The sequence below is a fragment of the Devosia sp. Root105 genome (assembly GCF_001424865.1).
Classification (GTDB): Bacteria; Pseudomonadota; Alphaproteobacteria; order Rhizobiales; family Devosiaceae; genus Devosia_A.
Map to the genome: position 1 here is coordinate 1 of NZ_LMCR01000006.1, position 16585 is coordinate 16585.

General features: G+C 64.2%; 20 protein-coding genes. 15 read left to right on the forward strand and 5 right to left on the reverse strand.

Features of this window, described 5'->3' with window-relative positions:
* Positions 1–258 precede the first annotated feature (258 nt).
* From ASC68_RS07525 to ASC68_RS07540, 4 genes are all read left to right on the forward strand, one after another.
* Positions 259–681, forward strand: coding sequence for a hypothetical protein (locus tag ASC68_RS07525; protein ID WP_055877244.1), 423 nt, complete (start codon positions 259–261; stop codon positions 679–681).
* 8 nt (positions 682–689) lie between these two features.
* A complete protein-coding gene (locus tag ASC68_RS07530; protein WP_055877247.1) occupies positions 690–1034 on the forward strand; it encodes a hypothetical protein in 345 nt (114 codons plus the stop codon).
* Positions 1035–1265: 231 nt separating this feature from the next.
* Positions 1266–1604: a hypothetical protein gene (locus ASC68_RS07535; protein ID WP_055877250.1), complete on the forward strand. Its 339-nt coding sequence runs from the start codon at positions 1266–1268 to the stop codon at positions 1602–1604.
* A 195-nt stretch (positions 1605–1799) separates the two neighbouring features.
* Positions 1800–3545: a hypothetical protein gene (locus ASC68_RS07540; protein ID WP_156384808.1), complete on the forward strand. Its 1746-nt coding sequence runs from the start codon at positions 1800–1802 to the stop codon at positions 3543–3545.
* Between the two features lie 47 nt (positions 3546–3592).
* Here the strand turns inward: ASC68_RS07540 and ASC68_RS28610 are convergent, their stop codons facing one another.
* Complete coding sequence (locus tag ASC68_RS28610; protein ID WP_156384807.1) at positions 3593–3769, reverse strand: hypothetical protein; 177 nt, start codon at positions 3767–3769, stop codon at positions 3593–3595.
* A gap of 549 nt (positions 3770–4318) precedes the next feature.
* On the opposite strand from ASC68_RS28610, the gene ASC68_RS07545 reads away from it, so the two are divergent.
* Together ASC68_RS07545 and ASC68_RS07555 are read left to right on the forward strand one after the other, a co-directional pair.
* On the forward strand, positions 4319–5104 hold the full coding sequence (locus ASC68_RS07545; protein WP_055877256.1) for a hypothetical protein: 786 nt from the start codon (positions 4319–4321) through the stop codon (positions 5102–5104).
* Between the two features lie 617 nt (positions 5105–5721).
* Complete coding sequence (locus tag ASC68_RS07555; RefSeq protein WP_055877263.1) at positions 5722–5940, forward strand: hypothetical protein; 219 nt, start codon at positions 5722–5724, stop codon at positions 5938–5940.
* On the opposite strand, the gene ASC68_RS07560 is transcribed toward ASC68_RS07555, so the two are convergent.
* Complete coding sequence (locus ASC68_RS07560) at positions 5941–6264, reverse strand: hypothetical protein (protein ID WP_055877266.1); 324 nt, start codon at positions 6262–6264, stop codon at positions 5941–5943.
* Between the two features lie 135 nt (positions 6265–6399).
* Here ASC68_RS07560 and ASC68_RS07565 point away from each other — a divergent pair, with 135 nt between their 5' ends.
* The 5 genes from ASC68_RS07565 (at position 6400) to ASC68_RS07585 (ending at position 11442) form a co-directional block, all read left to right on the forward strand.
* Positions 6400–7818 (forward strand): hypothetical protein, encoded by a 1419-nt coding sequence (locus tag ASC68_RS07565; protein WP_055877269.1) that lies wholly within the window; start codon positions 6400–6402, stop codon positions 7816–7818.
* A complete protein-coding gene (locus ASC68_RS07570; RefSeq protein WP_055877272.1) occupies positions 7815–8192 on the forward strand; it encodes a hypothetical protein in 378 nt (125 codons plus the stop codon). Before ASC68_RS07565 ends, ASC68_RS07570 begins: the two co-directional genes overlap by 4 nt.
* A gap of 9 nt (positions 8193–8201) precedes the next feature.
* A complete protein-coding gene (locus ASC68_RS07575; RefSeq protein WP_055877275.1) occupies positions 8202–8888 on the forward strand; it encodes a hypothetical protein in 687 nt (228 codons plus the stop codon).
* An 11-nt stretch (positions 8889–8899) separates the two neighbouring features.
* Positions 8900–9352 carry a hypothetical protein gene (locus ASC68_RS07580; protein ID WP_055877278.1) on the forward strand — a complete coding sequence of 151 codons (453 nt, stop codon included), beginning with the start codon at positions 8900–8902 and terminating at the stop codon, positions 9350–9352.
* Positions 9353–9414: 62 nt separating this feature from the next.
* Entirely contained in the window at positions 9415–11442 is a 2028-nt protein-coding gene (locus ASC68_RS07585) for a hypothetical protein (RefSeq protein WP_156387277.1), read from the forward strand.
* 278 nt (positions 11443–11720) lie between these two features.
* On the opposite strand, the gene ASC68_RS07590 is transcribed toward ASC68_RS07585, so the two are convergent.
* The 3 genes from ASC68_RS07590 to ASC68_RS07600 all read right to left on the reverse strand — a co-directional run bounded on the left by ASC68_RS07590 (position 11721) and on the right by ASC68_RS07600 (position 12613).
* Positions 11721–11930 carry a hypothetical protein gene (locus ASC68_RS07590; protein ID WP_055877283.1) on the reverse strand — a complete coding sequence of 70 codons (210 nt, stop codon included), beginning with the start codon at positions 11928–11930 and terminating at the stop codon, positions 11721–11723.
* Between the two features lie 27 nt (positions 11931–11957).
* Positions 11958–12230, reverse strand: coding sequence for a hypothetical protein (locus ASC68_RS07595; protein ID WP_055877286.1), 273 nt, complete (start codon positions 12228–12230; stop codon positions 11958–11960).
* An 89-nt stretch (positions 12231–12319) separates the two neighbouring features.
* The gene (locus ASC68_RS07600; protein ID WP_156387278.1) at positions 12320–12613 is read right to left on the reverse strand and encodes a hypothetical protein; all 294 of its coding nucleotides are present in this window, start codon (positions 12611–12613) and stop codon (positions 12320–12322) included.
* Positions 12614–12698: 85 nt separating this feature from the next.
* Here ASC68_RS07600 and ASC68_RS07605 point away from each other — a divergent pair, with 85 nt between their 5' ends.
* The 4 genes from ASC68_RS07605 to ASC68_RS28615 are packed head-to-tail and all read left to right on the forward strand — an operon-like array spanning position 12699 to position 16247.
* Positions 12699–13700: a hypothetical protein gene (locus ASC68_RS07605; RefSeq protein ID WP_055877291.1), complete on the forward strand. Its 1002-nt coding sequence runs from the start codon at positions 12699–12701 to the stop codon at positions 13698–13700.
* An 8-nt stretch (positions 13701–13708) separates the two neighbouring features.
* Positions 13709–14047 carry a hypothetical protein gene (locus ASC68_RS07610; RefSeq protein WP_055877294.1) on the forward strand — a complete coding sequence of 113 codons (339 nt, stop codon included), beginning with the start codon at positions 13709–13711 and terminating at the stop codon, positions 14045–14047.
* Entirely contained in the window at positions 14044–15417 is a 1374-nt protein-coding gene (locus tag ASC68_RS07615) for a hypothetical protein (RefSeq protein WP_055877297.1), read from the forward strand. Before ASC68_RS07610 ends, ASC68_RS07615 begins: the two co-directional genes overlap by 4 nt.
* Positions 15414–16247 carry a hypothetical protein gene (locus tag ASC68_RS28615; RefSeq protein ID WP_156387279.1) on the forward strand — a complete coding sequence of 278 codons (834 nt, stop codon included), beginning with the start codon at positions 15414–15416 and terminating at the stop codon, positions 16245–16247. The genes ASC68_RS07615 and ASC68_RS28615 overlap by 4 nt, the downstream gene beginning before the upstream one ends.
* Positions 16248–16585 lie beyond the last annotated feature (338 nt).

Here is a 16585-nt window from a genome sequence, read left to right on the forward strand (position 1 = left end):
CTACTCAGCAAAAGCCGCCAGAACCGCCCCCTCAGGGCTACGCCTGCGGCCCAAACCACCAGCCCTCGCCAACTGCGCAACAGTCCCTCAAGGGGAGAAGGTAGGTCGGTGCGCAACTGCAGGCTCTTACTGCCCCCTCCACCGCCTACGGCGGTCCCCCTCCCCCGCCACGCGGGGGAGGATCACTGAGAGGCCGGTGCCCGCGCGCGAAGGCACCCTGCCCACATTCCCATTCCCCCTCACAAAAGGAGATCGGCCATGGCTGATCGTAACGCCTATAGCCAGCCGCAGGTTGGCAACCAGGGCTTTGCCCGGACCATGAAGTGCCTTGGCGCCGATGTGGCGCTCGTCGCCGGCGACCTTGCCCTCAACAAGACCGTCGGCCTGTTCGTGGTGCCGCGCGGCTTCGTGCTCACCGGCATTTCGGTGGTGGTGCCCGACCTCGACAGCAACGGCTCACCGCTCCTCACCTTCGCCATTGGCGATGGCGGCGACGATGACCGGTTCATCGCCACCGGCGCCACCACCGGCCAGGCCGGCGGCACCAACACTACGCTGGCGGCGACGGGCCTGAACTACGAGTTCACCGCCGATACCGAGATCGTCTGGAAGACCGTCGCCGCGGCGGCCACGGCGGTCGCCGGCACCATCCAGCCGCGCTTTTTCGGCTACATGAAGTAGGCCCTGATATGGCGAAGGTCACCTACCACGCGCCCGAGGGCGACAGCGAAGTGGTGAGCCTTGCGGGGCTGCGCTTCTTCGATGGCGAGCCGCGCGAGCTCGACGATGCCGAGCACGTCGCCCTGCTCGGAAAGCTCATCCACAACCCACATTTCGGGGTCGAGGGCACGCTCACCGTGCTCGACGAAACCGACCCGCCGGCAATCGGGCTCAGGGCCATCCACAATGGCGGCGGGCGGTTCATCATCGTCCGTGGCGACAAGGACCAGAAGGTCAAGGACGGCCTCAACAAGGCCGAAGCCCACGCCTTCAACGCGCTGTCGGAGGCCGAGAAGCGGGCGTTTGTGGGTTAGGGCGCGGCCGGCGGCGAAAACTGGTTGGCCTCGCCCCTGCCCCACCCACCGGCTGTCATCCCTGCGAAAGCAGGGACCCAACTCGCCGCCCGCGCCAGCTGATGCTTGGGTCCCAGCTTTCGCTGGGATGACACCGAGTGTGGGGTGATTGCAGTGCGTCAGTTCGACTGCAGCGCAATCCCCCATCTCGCCGGCTGACTCGCACTTATCCCCTCCCACCCAGGAGCCCCCATGCCCAAAACCCGTCACGACCTCGTCAACCGTGCGCTGGCCGAACTCGGCGTCGTCGGCGCCGGACAGACCGCTGCCGCCGAGGATTTCGATGAGATTGACAACGCGGTTGCCCCTGTCATGAGCGACCTCGCTACCCGGGATATCTGGGTGTGGGGCGACCCCGATGCCTATGACGACGATGCCTTCGACCACCTCGCGGTGCTGCTCGCCAATGCCCGGGCCCGCGCCTTCGGCGTGGCGCCCGACGAGCAGAAGCGCTTCCTCGCCGAACAGCGGCTGCGTGGCCTGAAGCCCACGATCCTCTCCGGCCGCACCCAGGAAATCGAGTATTTCTGATGCCCCGATCCCCTGGCCTGCCGGCCAGGGGCCATGCCCGATGCGCTAGGCGCCTTTGGCGGCGCGCGTCTCCGTTAGTGAACGCATCCGGCCCGCGGAGTCCCCCTAGCAGCGCCACCACTCCATCGTCGCGTGGGCCAAGGCCGGCGCTACCGCCGGTTTCTCCTCCATAACCAACAGCTACGAGGTGCAATGATGGCTTGGGTACCGTTCGATCCAAAGCAGCCCCCAACGTATTCGGAAGATCCGCTGCTCGCGATCTATCTGGCCAGGGCGCAGGACGCCAACGCCAACCGTCCCGAGACTTACGGCGAAAGCTACCTTGCGCAGGGCATGTCCGGGGTGAACGGGGGCATCGGAAAGCTCCTCGGAGGGCCGGTCGATCTCGGTGCAGGCCTGATCAACCTAGGCATCGGTGGGCTGAACCTGATGCTTACGCCCGAGCAGACCCTGGCGGACCAGATCGCCGGCATACGACGGGAGCCGCCCCTCAAACCGATCGTGGACCCGGTAGGCGGCTCGCAGATGTTCAACCGCTTCATGGCCGATGTCGGCGCGATCACGCCGGAAACCGATGACCCCAGCAAGCAGTTTGTGCGCCGCGCTGGCGAGGAAATTGGCGCTTCGATCGTCCCGACGATGGCCACGATGAGCCGTGCGGCACGCCCCCTTGCCGCTGCGGCCAAGGAACTCACCCTCGCAGCCGGCGCGGGCATCGGCGCCGCTACTGCGGATCAGCTGGCCCCGAACAACCCTTGGGCCGAGCTTGTAGGACAGATATTGGGGACTGTTTCTGCAGCGGGCGCCACCAGGCTCGGCAAGAAACTCGTCACCCCATTTCCAGTTCGGGACCCCACTCAGCTCGGCGCGATGGAGATGTTGCGACGTGAGGGCATCGACCTTTCCGCGGGTCAGCAAACCGGACACAAGGGCCTGCAGAACATTGAAAGTGAATTGGCCGGTGCCCAGGTGGCGCAGCTCAGCGAGCAGCAGGCAGAGCAGTTCACCCAGGCCGTGCTCAAGCGGGCCGGCATTAACGCCAGTCGCGCAACCAAAGAGGTGCTGAAGGCTGGTTATGAGCGCCTGGGCACCGCATTTGGCGACATCGGCTCGCGCAATGACATCCTGCTGGCAGACGGAAAACTTGGCAAGAAGCTGGGCGAAGCATACCAGACGTATGCCAAGAGTACCGCTGAGGCCGATCGTCTGCCGGCGATCGATGACTTCATCATCGAAGCCGTCACGGCGATGAAATCGAAAGGTGGAGGTCACGTGATTGATGGAAGTGCCTACGCTAGCCTCAGGACCCGGGTTGGCCTGCTGGCGCATGAGACGGCCGACCGCGCACAGAAATCCGCGCTCCTGGACATCCAGCGGGCCCTGGACGACGCTATGGAGAGCAACCTTTCCAAGGGAGATATCGACGCGTTTCGGTGGGCTCGCGCTGCGGATCGCGACTTCAGCATTATTGAGAAGGCGGCATTGCAGGACCCGTCCGGCGGGCTGATCTCACCAGAGGCGTTGCAGAAAGCCGCCGTGGCCGGACAGGGAGATCTCGCAAAGCTCGCCGACAGCGGCAAGGCCTTGATGACACCCCTGCCGTCCGGCTCAGCACCTAACGTGCGAAATCTGCTCGCAACGGTGCCGGCTGTCGCTGGCGGCACTCTTGGCTACTACATGGGCGATGCGAATGGAGCGGTGAACGGAGCGGCGATCGGAGCGTTGGGCGGAGTTGCCGCGCCCTATGCCGCCGGTCGGGCAATCCTGTCGAAACCGGGACGACGGTACCTCGCTAACCAAGTGCTCAATGGATCACCTTCCGGGTCCAACGGTTTCGGACCGCTCGGTGCCATGCTAGCCGCGCAGACCAGCCAGATCAGTCCGTCGCGCGACCCACTGGGCGAGTTGAGTGTGTTAATGCATCAAGCCGGGGTCAATTGAGGTTGCCGTCCGCGGCGAGAATACGGGCGTTCCATGACCGGTCGCCGCTACATCGATCGCTCAAAGATGAGTTTCACCAGCGACTGCAATGGACGGACGACGAAGTGGTAAAAGAGTCCGCTGGCAACTATGCCGAAGAACACCCCGACCGCCACGTTCAGCGCGATCGGGTTGGTGATTCCAAACACGCCGAGTATGGAATAGAAAAACTCCTGAAGTTGCACTGTATCGCTCCCGTCGTTGCATCGCCAACGATACGGGTGCGTCTTCGGGGCAGCAATGCCTCGCGCTCGTCGTCCCACTGGATGGTGGAGCGCTCTGGTTCGGTAAGTCCTTCAACAACGCGCTGGGGAACAGCGAAACCGCTTCCCATCTTCCCGGTCAACCCGACGTTTCCCCGCGCAATCTAGCGACCTCTATCGAGCCTGTTCACCGCGATCCCGCGAACAGCGGCGAAAACTGCAGCCAGCATGCGGCCCGAAGCTGTGAGTACTCGTATCGCTGCGACGCAGATGAACCGGCCAACACCGGCCTATATCGACCAGTTGATCGCGGCGCGGGCTCTCGCCAACCGCAAGAGCCTTCTCCCGCCGGGCGGCGTCGCGGCAGCGCGGACAGCTACCCCCTCACGTTACGAAGCCACATTGCGAGGGACACGCCCAAGCCGCCGCCAACCAGCGCACCCGCAATCACCCGACCCTCAGCCGAGAACCCATCTCTGAACAGGTAGAGGGTCATCGCAAACCGCAAGCCTCGCGGCCACGATCCGCGACGTGGCGCAATCCAATGGGCTGATCTCACGTAAAGGCCGGCTGGACGCCTCGCGTACGCCCATCGTGCAGATCATCAAGTCCTTCGACGACCTCGCGGGCCGAAAGATGAGCGTCATGCAGATAAAGGCACTGCGGACCAGGCTCACCGACATTGCGAAAAGCAGCGACCCCGCCGAACGCCACATCGCCACCCAGATGCTCGAAGAGTTCGACACGTTCACGGACGCGCTGGCCGAGACTCTGAAGACGGGCAACGCACATAGTCACAGTGCCGCGAAGGGCGAGCGCATCGAAACCGCGATTGAAACTGCGGCCGAAAAGGCCAACGAGCCTGGTGGCACCGCCTTCGCGGACGCCTTGCGCATCCAATTCAGGGCCCTGCAGCACCAGATCAAAAGAGGCGAGCTTAGGGGGCTAACCGAGGCCGAGATCGATGCCATCAATAAGGTTGCCGACGGCACGCCCATCGCAAATGTACTGCGCGGCATTGGGCGGATTGCTCCTCCCGGTGCAGTCCCTGCCATGGCCCTTGGCATGGTTGCAGACGAACCCACGCTTGCCGGGTCGACTGCCATCGCGCTGGGCGCGGCGGGGATCGGCAGTCGCGTCACCGCAAATACCTTGACCAAGAACGCCGCTGAATCGGCAGCGTTGATCGCAAGGAACGGCGGCGTGGCCGTACCGCGCAAGCAACTCACTGCAGAGGAGTTGGCTCTGATCGCATGGCTGCGGCGCGGAGCAAGTCTCGAAGCAGGGCAATCGCCATTGGAGGCACCAGCGTCGTAGGCCTCGATGCGATCCGTCAGAGGCTCGCGTCCCGGGGCCCTGGACCGATTTACCCACGCCACCCCGTCCGGCGGAATAGCATGCTCCAGCCGGAGGGTCGTGTCTTTGGACTTGATCGAGTTACTAGGGCCACCATGGCAAGTGCCACCAATCAGGCCACGCCTTGCCAAGGGCGAAAAATGCGGCCCAGGCGATGACGATCAGAACCCATCGAATGTACCGCAACTCAAAGAGCACCTCCCGATTGTTCTGCCTCATGACCAAGCGCGTCTTGTCGCCCTCGGACATGCGATCAAAGATCTCTTGTTGGCGCATAAGCTTGTCTGTGCGGGACATCGTGAGAACATATCCATGTCGAAGCGATCGGCAATATGGCCACAGGTCCTCAGCGCCGCAAGATGCTTGCGGTCCCCCTACTGCCAGGCCGAGCAGCTTCGACCATCGGCACGGCGGCCAACGACTTCAAGGTCCTGACGACGCGTTCAAGGGCCGGTCCGCCGAAGTCGGTCTCGATCCGTCGACAACGGAGAGCATGCTGTGGTCGCTAATGAAGTCAGATTACGGCGAAGCGGCCTTGCAGGCATCAGATCACCGCGAAGAAGCGGACGACACACCAAATGAACACGACCATCGATACGGCGACGAACACTGCGGCCCGCATGCGGCCAGAAGCCGTCAATGCTCGTATTGCCGCGGCGCTGATGAATCGGCCATCACCGGCCTACGTCGACCAGTTGATCGCGGCGCGGGCGCTTGCCAGTCGCCAGGGCCTACCGGCGCCGGGCGTCGCGGCGGCATTGTCGCAGCCTCAATGGCCTGAAATCAGCGGGCAGTGATCACCAGTCGAGGTGCTTCAGACTCATAGTGAACGTTCCGCCGGCCATGAACCCGAACGCGACAATCACCAAGTAGACCTGCCACTCCAAGATGTCGGTCAGAAACCCGAAATAGAACAGCGCCAAGGCCGCAAGCGCCACAATCGACATGATGCGGTTCAGCCCGCGATCAGGTCGCATGCGGTACTTCCCGTCCTCACCGCGGACCCTGTAGTCGGTCGTGTCAAGGTTGATGTCGGTAGGTCGCTTGCTTGCCATGGGCACGATTCCTATCCCTGCCTGGCTCGCGCGTGGCGTCGGCATCGGCGACAGGTCGTTCTCCATGGCACCGCCACCTCGACGCGGTGGGCCACCGATGCCGACGGCACGCTGAGCGCTGAACGAAACCACTGGCCCTTGCCGAAGCGCGCAGCATGCCGCCCCTGACTCACCCAACCCGCCCCCAATCGAGTATTTCCGATGCCCCCGATCACCTGGCCTACCGGCACCGCGCCGGGCGTGAACCCCACCGAAACCGGCGGCCGGCTGATCAATGCCATCGCCGAGCGGGCCCCAGCGGGCTCGCGCAGCGAGATCGTCTGGCGCCGCGTCGCCGGGCTGATCGCCCGCTTCACCACCACGCAGACCGCCGTTCGCGGCGCGCTGCTGGTGGGCTCGGTGCTCTATGTGGTTTCCGGCAACCGGGTCTATTCGATCACCTCGAGCTATGGGGTGACCGAGCTCACCGGCACAGTGGGCGGCGCCGGCCCCGTCACCATGGCGCGCAACATGAAGGCGCCGGTGCCCGATGTGCTGATTGCTCACTCCGGCGGTATGTCCTCCATCAACATCTCCGGCGCCTCGGTGGCGGTGTTCAGCGATGGCGACCTGCCCTCGGTCAACTCGATCTGCTGGGTCGACGGCTATTTCATCGTCACCGCCGAGAACGGGCTCGCCTACCAGTCGGGGCTCAACGACACGGGTTTCGCCTCGGTCGACCGGACCACCGCCGAGGCCGACCCCGACGGGCTCTATCGCGCCATCGCCTCGGGCAGTGACCTGATCCTGATGGGCACCGCGTCACTGGAATTCTACGCCAATGCCGGCAACCCCACCGGCTTCGCCTTCAACCGCTCCGTGGTGGTGCCGATCGGGCTGAAGGCTCCCTATGCGGTGGCCGGGTTCGAGCCGGGCTTTGCCGATACGGTGATCTTCGTTGCCAACGACAACACGGTGCGCCGGCTGCAGGGCTATGACCCCGCGCCGATTTCGGGGCCCGACCTCAACCGGCTGATCGAGGCGGTGGCCAACCCCGCCGAGCTGATCGCCTGGGTCTACCAGGCGGCCGGGCACGCCTATTGGGTGCTGAGCGGGCCGGGTTGGACCTGGGTCTACGACGTCTCGACCGGCAGCTGGCACGAGCGGCAGAGCTATGGCTTTGGCGATTGGCGCTGCCGCTTTGGCGTTGCCGCCTGGAGCAAGTGGTTCACCTTCGACCTCGAGAGCGGCAAGGCGTTCGAGCTGAACTCGGCGGCGCGGCGCGATGGCGCGAACCCGCTGGTCTGGACGCTGCGCTCTAACCAGGCGCATCGCTTCCCTGGCCGCGCCGTGATCCATAAAGCGAGCTTCGATTTCGAAACCGGCATCGGCATCGACGCCGGCATTTCGCCGATCGAAACCGACCCGGTAGTGCGGATCCGCTGGTCCGACGATGGCGGCCGCAACTGGGGCAACCCCTTGACCCGGAAGCTCGGCACCCAGGGCGAAGACCTGTCCATCGACATCAACAATGCCGGGCTGACCGGCCGCAAGGGCCGGATCTGGGAGATGACCATCTCCGACCCCATCGAGATCGCGTTCTTCGGCGGCGCCATGGATATCGAGGAGCGCGCCGCATGAGCACGCCGGACAGTCTCAGGCCGATCCCGCATCCGAGCGCTCGGCTGGTCGACGCCGACGGGGCGATCGCCAAGCCCTGGTATGACTGGCTGAACCAGCTGGCGACAAAACTTGCCGAGCTGACCCCGCTCGAAGCCAGCGCGACTTACGATCCGCCGCTGCTCGCCGATGGCGCCGGCACCACCACCGACGTGACAGTGCCCGGTGCGGCGCTGGGCGATTTCGCCACCGCGGCGTTCTCGCTGACCACCGCAGGCATCGTCATCACCGCCTGGGTGAGCGCCCCGAACACCGTTTCCGTCCGCTTCCAGAACGAAACCGGCACGCCGCTCGACTATGGCAGCGGCAAGCTCACCGCCCGCGTTTACAAATAGGAGCCTCACATGGCTGACATTTTCGAAACCATCGGCGACTGGCTGGGGCTCAACAAGGGCAAGGCCACGCAGAAGGCCGCCGAACAGAACCGCGGCGTCATCGACCAGCTGGGCAATACCGGCCGGCCGATCATCGAGGGGATCCAGGGGGTTACCGGGGACTACCTCGATCTCGGCAAGCTCGGCGCCGGCCGTTACGCCGATGCCATGGGCCTCAACGGCGCCGACGGCTACGCGCGGGCCGAGGAGGCGTTCCGCGCCGGGCCGGGCTACCAGTTCGCGCTCGACCAGGGGCTCGATGCGGTGGCGCGCAAAGGCTCGGCCATGGGCCGGCTCGACAGTGGCAATACCGATCTCGACCTGATGCGCTACGCCACCGGCTATGCCGACCAGGCCTGGGGCAACTGGATGAACGGGCTCTCGGGCTACAACAACATGTACGGCCAGGGCGTCGCCAACGACGTCACCGCCCGCGGCCTCGGCCTCGATTTCGAGAGCGGCCTCGCCACCAATTACATGGGCGCCAACAACCAGGTCGCCGCCGGCAAGGAAGCCGGCCAGGGCGCCATGCTCGATGCGCTGGGCGCCGTCGCCGGCATCGCCGGCCGCGCCTTCGGCGGCGGATCGTTCGGCGGCTATGGCGGCTTCGGCGGCAACTCCGTCAACCCCACCACGAAAATGCCCGCAAGCTTCTGAGGAGCCCGAAGATGGCGCTGAACTACCCCAGCTATGTCATTCCGCAGCCCTCGCAGACCAAGCCCACCGACCTGCTCGACCTGTGGGACCAGGGCGTCGCCCAGGGCAAAGCCGATCGCTACGAGCGCGAGGCGCCGCAGCAGTTCGCGAATGCCGCGGCCCCACTGTCGGAGTTCGGCCTCACCATACCGCCTGATCAGTTGCGCGCCCTGTTCGCCAATCCGCAGACGCGGCCGTTCGCGTTGCAGCAGGTGCAGGAGGCGACACAGCGTCGGGCCGATGCCTATGCGTCGCCGGGTCAGCTCGGAGGGACGCCCATGACGCCGCGGCCCACCGCATCGACCTCTCCCTACGCACCCCACCCCCTGCCGCGCGAAGCCCGGCCCGGCATTGGCACGATCGAAGGTGGCTACCGCTATACCGGCGGCGATCCATCCAATTCTGACAACTGGGAGAAACTCTGATGGCTGGTCCTTGGGAGAACTACGGGCCCCATGTCGCAGAGCCAGCGGTGCCACCGGCGGGATTGAAGACTGGCACGCAGGGCTACCTTGATTGGGCGATCGAACAGTCGAAGGCGGGCAGGACCCTGCCGAAGCTGTCACTAGAGGAGATGTTGCCTGCAGGCGCAACGCTCGTGCCAGGGTGGGAGACCCCGGGTGCGGGGGAGCTGCTCAGCGTTGGTCCGTTGGCTATTCCGCCGGGCATCACGGACATGATCCGCTCGCTCTATCCTTTCGAACGGAACACGAAGACAGGCGAGTACAGGCCGGCCATACCCAAGATAGTCCCCGGAATGATCGAGGGGATCGTCGACGCAGTTACGCTACCCCGCGACGTAGCGGACGGAATGTATGGCGATCTCGGCACGCCTTACTCCTATTCGCCCGAGTTGGCGGGGCGCGTCTTCAACCTCGCAACGTTGGGCGTCACAGGCCCAATGCCGAAGCTCGGTCCCGGCCGGCTGCCGCGTCTACGGCAGGAAGCCGCGACCCTGGAAGCCGACGGCTTCGGCATTCCTTTGACGTCGGGGCAAGCATCAGGCGACCTGCACCAGTTGCGGTCCGAGCAGCTGCTACGACAAGCCGATGCTTCACAGCCTCTAATGCGGACGTTCGACGATCGTCAGACTGAGGCGATCGGCGCCGCGACAGGCACAATAGGCAAGGAGTTTGGCGGTGCCGCCGATGATCTGTCTGGCACGGTTACCATTGGGTTGCAGAACAAGACCAAGTTGGCGAAAGAAGATGCCGACGCCTTCTTCGAGGTCGCGCAGGATGGCAAGCTTAAGGTCCGACTCGCCGCAGTGAAGGCGCTACCTGGCTTCGTCAAGCAACGCCTCTCGGGCGTGGTGGTTGACGATACCCTTACGCCCGCAGCGGCCACTGCGCTCCGGGAGATCGAGGGCGCGACGCTTGTCCCCTCTGGCCGTCGTTCCCCCCTGTCGTGGTCAGAACTCGAGAAGGTTCGGCGGAAGCTGGCTGGGCTTTCGGGAACCGGCCCTGATGATATCACCGCCACTCGTGGCGTGAAGCAGGCCTTTGACGACTGGCTGAGCGACGCGCTCGACCAACAACTGTTCAGTGGCGACGAGGCGGCGCTGGAGGCGCTCAACGCCGCCAGGGCGGAGTCGGTTCGGTATCTCAGCATCACCAATCCCAAGGGTGGTGATGCTGCCGGGGCAACAATCGCCAAGATGCAGCAAGGCAACGCATCAGCCGAGCAGGTCGCGAACTGGCTCTACGGCGCCGACATGGTATCACCGAACCTCGCCGCCACGGACGTGGCCAGACGCCTGAAGGCGGTGCTCGGACCCGCCAGCGAGGAATGGAAATCCGTTCGCGCCTCTGCTTGGAACAAGCTGGTTCATGACCCTGCGACCGGCGAAGCGAGAGTCCCAGCGGTGCTAACGAAGCGCCTCGACGACTTCCTCGCGAACAAGGACTCTTCTTTGGCGAGCACCCTCTTCAGCGAGGAAGAGCGCAACCGGATGAAGGCACTTTCGGCGGTCTTGAAACGAACAGTTCTACCACTCGAGGCGCGGAACCCCTCTCGCTCGTTTTTTGGGCTTGGCGACACGGTCAGAGATGTGACGGCGGCCGTCATCAGCGGCCTCGTGGGAGCCAAGTTCGGGGGTGAGATAGCAGGTATTGCGCCAGAGGTGCCGGGTATATTGGCCGCAGCAGCGGTGCCGATCTTTAGCAGGGTGACTCGCGAGGCCGAGGCGCGAGCAGCGATCGCCAACAAACTGCCCCCCAAGCCGATGTCGGACGCCCTGCTTCATGCCCCTAGCCTTGCAGCCAGAGTCGCTGCAATTACAGCCGAGCGCGAAAATGACATGGATCTTCGCAGACTCGCGCAACAGATGGTGCAGGGCGTGGCGCAACCCCAGGTCGACAACGATCTCGCCAGAGCGCTAGGCTCTATCGGGGTAAGGTACGATCCTCATGCGTCTTCGGAAGTTGATCGCGCGACACATCCTCAGCCGTTCCTGCCACCTTGGATGCGCCTAACTCAGCCGGAACCTGACCCCCTGTTTCAGTTGCACGCTTGATGCGGGTTCCGTCCAGGGCTTCGTGCAGGACGATCAGGACGATGCAAGGGGCCAGCACCACCCCCCAGGCAACCCACTGCGGGACGGGTGGGAAGAATGACAGCACCCCTGCCGCCAGGAACGGGGCCAGGATGCCGAGCGGAACAGCGAGCTTCACCAGCCAACTCATGTCACGCAAGCGATAGGTGGCCTTGCGGCGATATTGGTGTGGTTCAAGGTCGAGATCAGGCATCAGGTCACCGTGAAAGCAGCCTACAGTAGGGTCGAGCTTGGCGACATCAAGCATAGACACGTATGGCCAATATCGCGACCGCAACGATGAGAACCACCAACAGGGCAACGATCCAGCGGAGCGTCCGCTTCACCTCGAGTATGCCCAGGCTGTTCAGGACACTCATGCGCATCGCCGTCACGTGGATCCGTTCATCGTCGGGCGGCGTGGCATTGAACGTCTCCCAGTCCTGCTCCTTTGGCCCGAGGTCAGACATCAGCTGATTTCCCGTATCTTGAGACGATCACCATGGCCTGCGCCCCTTGCCGCCGCCCAACGACCGCTCGAACAAGCGGTCGCCAAGCCAGTTCTTCACGCTCCCCGCAGCCCAGCCCCAGAAGAAGGCCACGAAGGCAGCCGATACTGGGGACTGAAGCAGCGTATTGTCGGATCTGGGCATGTTGAGCGCCGGGCCGAGAAACACCAGCAGGCCCACCACGCCGCCGGCGACGGCTCCCCATAGCAGCGGGTTTGTTCGCTTCGTCCCTGGCTTTGGTTGCTGATCTGGATCTGTCATCTTCCCCCTCGCCTGAGCCCCTGGCTCGTTACAATCGTAAAGGCCGTCGGCCAGCCGCGCGAGGCTCGCTGTGAGTGACGCGGCTATCGCTACAGGCGAAACACAACGGCCAGCAGGAACAGGACCAGGCGCATGGCGATGCCAAGCGCCGTCGCGATGAGGGCACCGACGACCACCCCAACGCCGACACTTATGGCGAGCGGGTCACTGATGCCAAGCCATGCGAATACGGCGTGCAGCCAGTCCTGGAGATTCAGGTCCGCGGGCCCAACAGCCCATTTGAACAAGCCGTAGCCACATCCCACGAGGATTGCGAGCAACAGCACAATCGCCGGTCCACGCGACCACCAAGAAGCCGCGCTGTCGTGGCTCAAATCAGACATCGTGCCCTCCCCCTGAGCTAACTCCCCGCACATTCAATGCACGGGGGCCTGAGACGCGTCCATCCCCCTCCCCGGAGACTTCCCCATGGCAGCCATCTGGCCTGGCTCGCGCGTGCCCAATTTCGGCATTGGCGACCGACTCTCTTTCTACGACACCGCCACCTCGACGCCGCAGGTGGTCTATGCCGATGGCGCGCTGAGCGTGGCGCATGATCAGCCGATCCTCGCTGATGCGCGCGGCATGTTCCCGGTGATCTACCTTAGCCCGGCGCCGGGCAGCTATCGCCAGAAGCTCACCGACGCCAATGGCGTCCTGATCTTCGACGACGACGACATCGACGTGCCGCAATCGGCCGATTACGAGCCGCCCGACCCCGGCGTCACCGACCCGACGCTGCTGGTCACCACCGGCATGCGCATCGGCTATTATGGCACCGCGGCGCCCACCGGCTGGGTACGCTGCAACGGCCGCAGCCTCGGCTCTGCCAGCTCGGGCGCCACCGAGCGCGCTAATGCCGATGCCCAGGCGCTGTTCCTCCACCTGTGGACCGCCGACGCCACGCTCGCCGTCAGCGGCGGACGTGGGGCATCCGCCGCCGGCGACTGGGCTGCCAACAAGACCATCGCGCTGCCCGACTATCGCGACCGCATCGCCATCGGGCTTGGCGCCATGGGCAATGCCGATATCAACCTGATCCCCGATGCGACGGTGGATGGTGGGGAAACCAACACCACTCTGGGCGCCACGGTTGGCACCGCGGCGCAGACGCTGACGGCAGCGCAGATCCCGGCCCATCAGCACAACGCCGGCACGCTGCTGATGCCCAACCACGGCCACCCCGCCAAGATATCTGCCAGAAACGACAGCGGACCGGTTCAGACCACATACGGTGGCATGGGGCTCATCGGGCTTGGTACCGCCAGCTACCCGGCCTACACCGGCGCGATCGGCGACACGGCGGGCCAGCAGATCGGCGGTTCCGGCACCGCGGGGATCACCGGCGCTACTGCCGACAGCACGGGCGGCGGCGCCTCGCACCCCAACGTCCAGCCCTCGCTGTTCGAACTCGTCATCATCAAACTCTGAGGCCCGGCATGTACGAGTTGCAGTTCTTTGCCACCGACGATGCCGATTGGGCGCAGCGGGTGGATTTGATCGACGACGCCACCAACCTGCCACTCGCCACGGCGGGCGTGCTGTTCGAGCTCGAGGTGAGCGAGAGCGGCGCCCGCCGGCTGTTCGCCACCACCGCCGACAACAGCATCGAGATCCCCGAGCCGGGCACCATCCAGTGGCGCTTCAGCGTGCCGCAACTGGCGGCGCTCGATATCCGCAACACGTATCGGGTGGGCTGCCGGATGACCAATGGCACCGGCACGACACAGCTCTTCACCGGCACGCTGGCCTTCGTCGGGGGCGGGTTCGGCAGATGAGCGACACCATCACCCCACGGCTCAGGATCAAGGCGCAGCCCGAATTCGCGGTGCGCGCCAAGGCCGTCCCGCCGCCAAAAGTGCGGCTGCGCGTCACCCCGGCGCTGCTACCGATGGAGATCGAGCTCAGAAACACCGGCATGATGGTGCAGTGGCGCTATCTGGGGCAGGACTGGCAGGACCTGATCGCCATCGACGACCTCGACACCACTGTCACGGTCGGCAGCGTCACCACCCTGCCACCAGGCTCGCCCGCCACGGTCGCCAATGTCGGCACCGTCAAGGATATGGTGCTCAACTTCGGCATCCCCCAGGGTATTCAGGGAATCCAGGGCGAGGCCGCCACCATCGCCGTTGGCACCGTAACGACGGTGAACGCGGGGGTTCCGGCCGCTGTCGAGAACATCGGCACGCCCAACGACGCCGTCTTCGATTTCGACATTCCGCAGGGCTCGGCCGCCACGGTAGCGGTCGGGACGGTCACGACCTTAGCGCCTGGCGCGCCGGCCACGGTGGTGAACGTAGGGACCTCCGGCGCCGCGGTGCTGAATTTCGGGATCCCACAGGGCATGCCGGGCAACGTGACCGGACCCGCTGGCGCTGTTGACAACCGTGTCGCCGTGTTCGACGGCACCACCGGCCATCTGATCAAGGACAGCGGTGCTTTGCTCGGCACGGTCGCATCGAGGAATACCGGCACGGCGGCCGGCAACGTTCCCCTGCTCGACGGGTCGGGGCTGCTCGATACCGCCGTACTCCCGGCAATCGCGGTCACTGATGTGTTCATCGTCGCCTCTCAGGCGGCGATGCTCGCGCTCACCGCCCAAAAGGGCGACATCGCGATCCGAAGCGACTTGAACAAGTCGTTTGCGCTCGCGACGAACAGTCCATCAACCCTGGCGGATTGGAAAGAGCTGCTAACCCCCACCGACGCCGTGCTTTCGGTGGCGGGGCTGACTGGCGCCATTTCGGCAGCAGCGCTGAAGACGGCTTTGGCCCTGTCAAACGTCGACAACACCAGCGACGCGACGAAGTTCGCCGCTACTGCTGGGCGCGTTGCAGGTATTCGCGGCGTAGCAGGCACAAGCGATACCTTTGTTGCTGGCGATGCCGGGGGGTTTGTTTACTCGAACAGTACGTCGCCAACGACGTTCACCATCCCGCCCAATTCGTCGGTCGCGTTCCCCGTCGGGACGACGGTGATCAACGTCGGACAGGGCAACACCGGGGAACTATCAATCGCGCCAGGTGCAGGCGTTACGCTCATCTCGGTGAGTAGCAAGCGGAAGCTCAGCAACCTCTATTCAGCTGCTTCAATCATCAAAACCGGCACGGACGTTTGGTGGCTGTTCGGAGATCTGAAGGCATGACCTCGCTCGATCTCCCTCCCAAGCTTTGGCTGCCGGAACGCCCGGCGATCATCCGGCCTGTCGCTGAAATCGACAAGTATTTTCCGGTTGCGATTGGTCACACTGAGCGCCGCGCCGTCGCTTCAGAGTTGGTCAAGTCTGGCCGACTTGAACTTGGTGCAATTCCATTCGGTATGTTTTCGGTCGGGGCGCTGCCGTTCGCCTTGAGTTACGGCAGCTTTGGGTCTGTCAACCCGGGCGGCGGTACTAGCTTCACCGTTTCCTCGCTCGCCATCGGCGCCGCGCCCGTAGCTCCCAATAGACGCTATGTCTATGCGGCGATCGGGTTGGCCTCCTCGGGCACCTTTACGGTATCGACGGTAACGATCGGCGGAAATGCCGCGTCGCTGTTCGCCGGCCTGAATGCAAGTTCATTTGTTCAGGCTCAAATATGGGTCGCAGAAGTCCCTATCGCCACAACTGCCAGTGTGCAGGTCACCACCAGCGCAAACACATTGTGCTGCGGCGTAGCTACTTATCCCGCACTCAATCCGGCAACGCCGAATGTACCTGACGCAATCACGACAAGCACATCGACCGGTTCGCCGCTCGGCCTGGATGTGAATATCGTTGCTGGTGGCGCCGCCATCGGGGCAGTTCAAGTTCGCGATACGTCCGCAACATCCGGCGGCGCATGGTCGGGATTGACCGAAACCGTCGATTCGGACATTCGAAGCACGGAATATTTTACTGTCGCGGGCGGAGGTTCGGCGGGGTCGCCGGCACCTATAACTGTCACACGAACCGGAGCTGGAACTGACAGCCGGGCCGTTTCTGCCTCAGTTCACTGAATGAACCCGTCAACGCCAAAGGTCGCCCTGCGGCTCTTCATACTCATTATCGATCACCTCACCCGCAAACCAGCCGAGGCCGACTAGGTAGACGACCGCGAAGACCAGGCTACAGTACGTGCCGGCAACACCAAAAGAGGACGGTCGCCGCCCCGACTACAGCGATCGGGAGTCAGTATGAAGACAGCAAACTTGGTTGTTGTGACGAAGTAGGCGCTGAGTGGAAGGTCAAAACCGATCTTTCGCATATGGCATCTCCGCAATGCCGAAACTGTCGCACATAGTTCTCTGCTTGTCGCCACCGTAGCCGGCAGCAACCTGCTGTCTGAGCGCGTCAA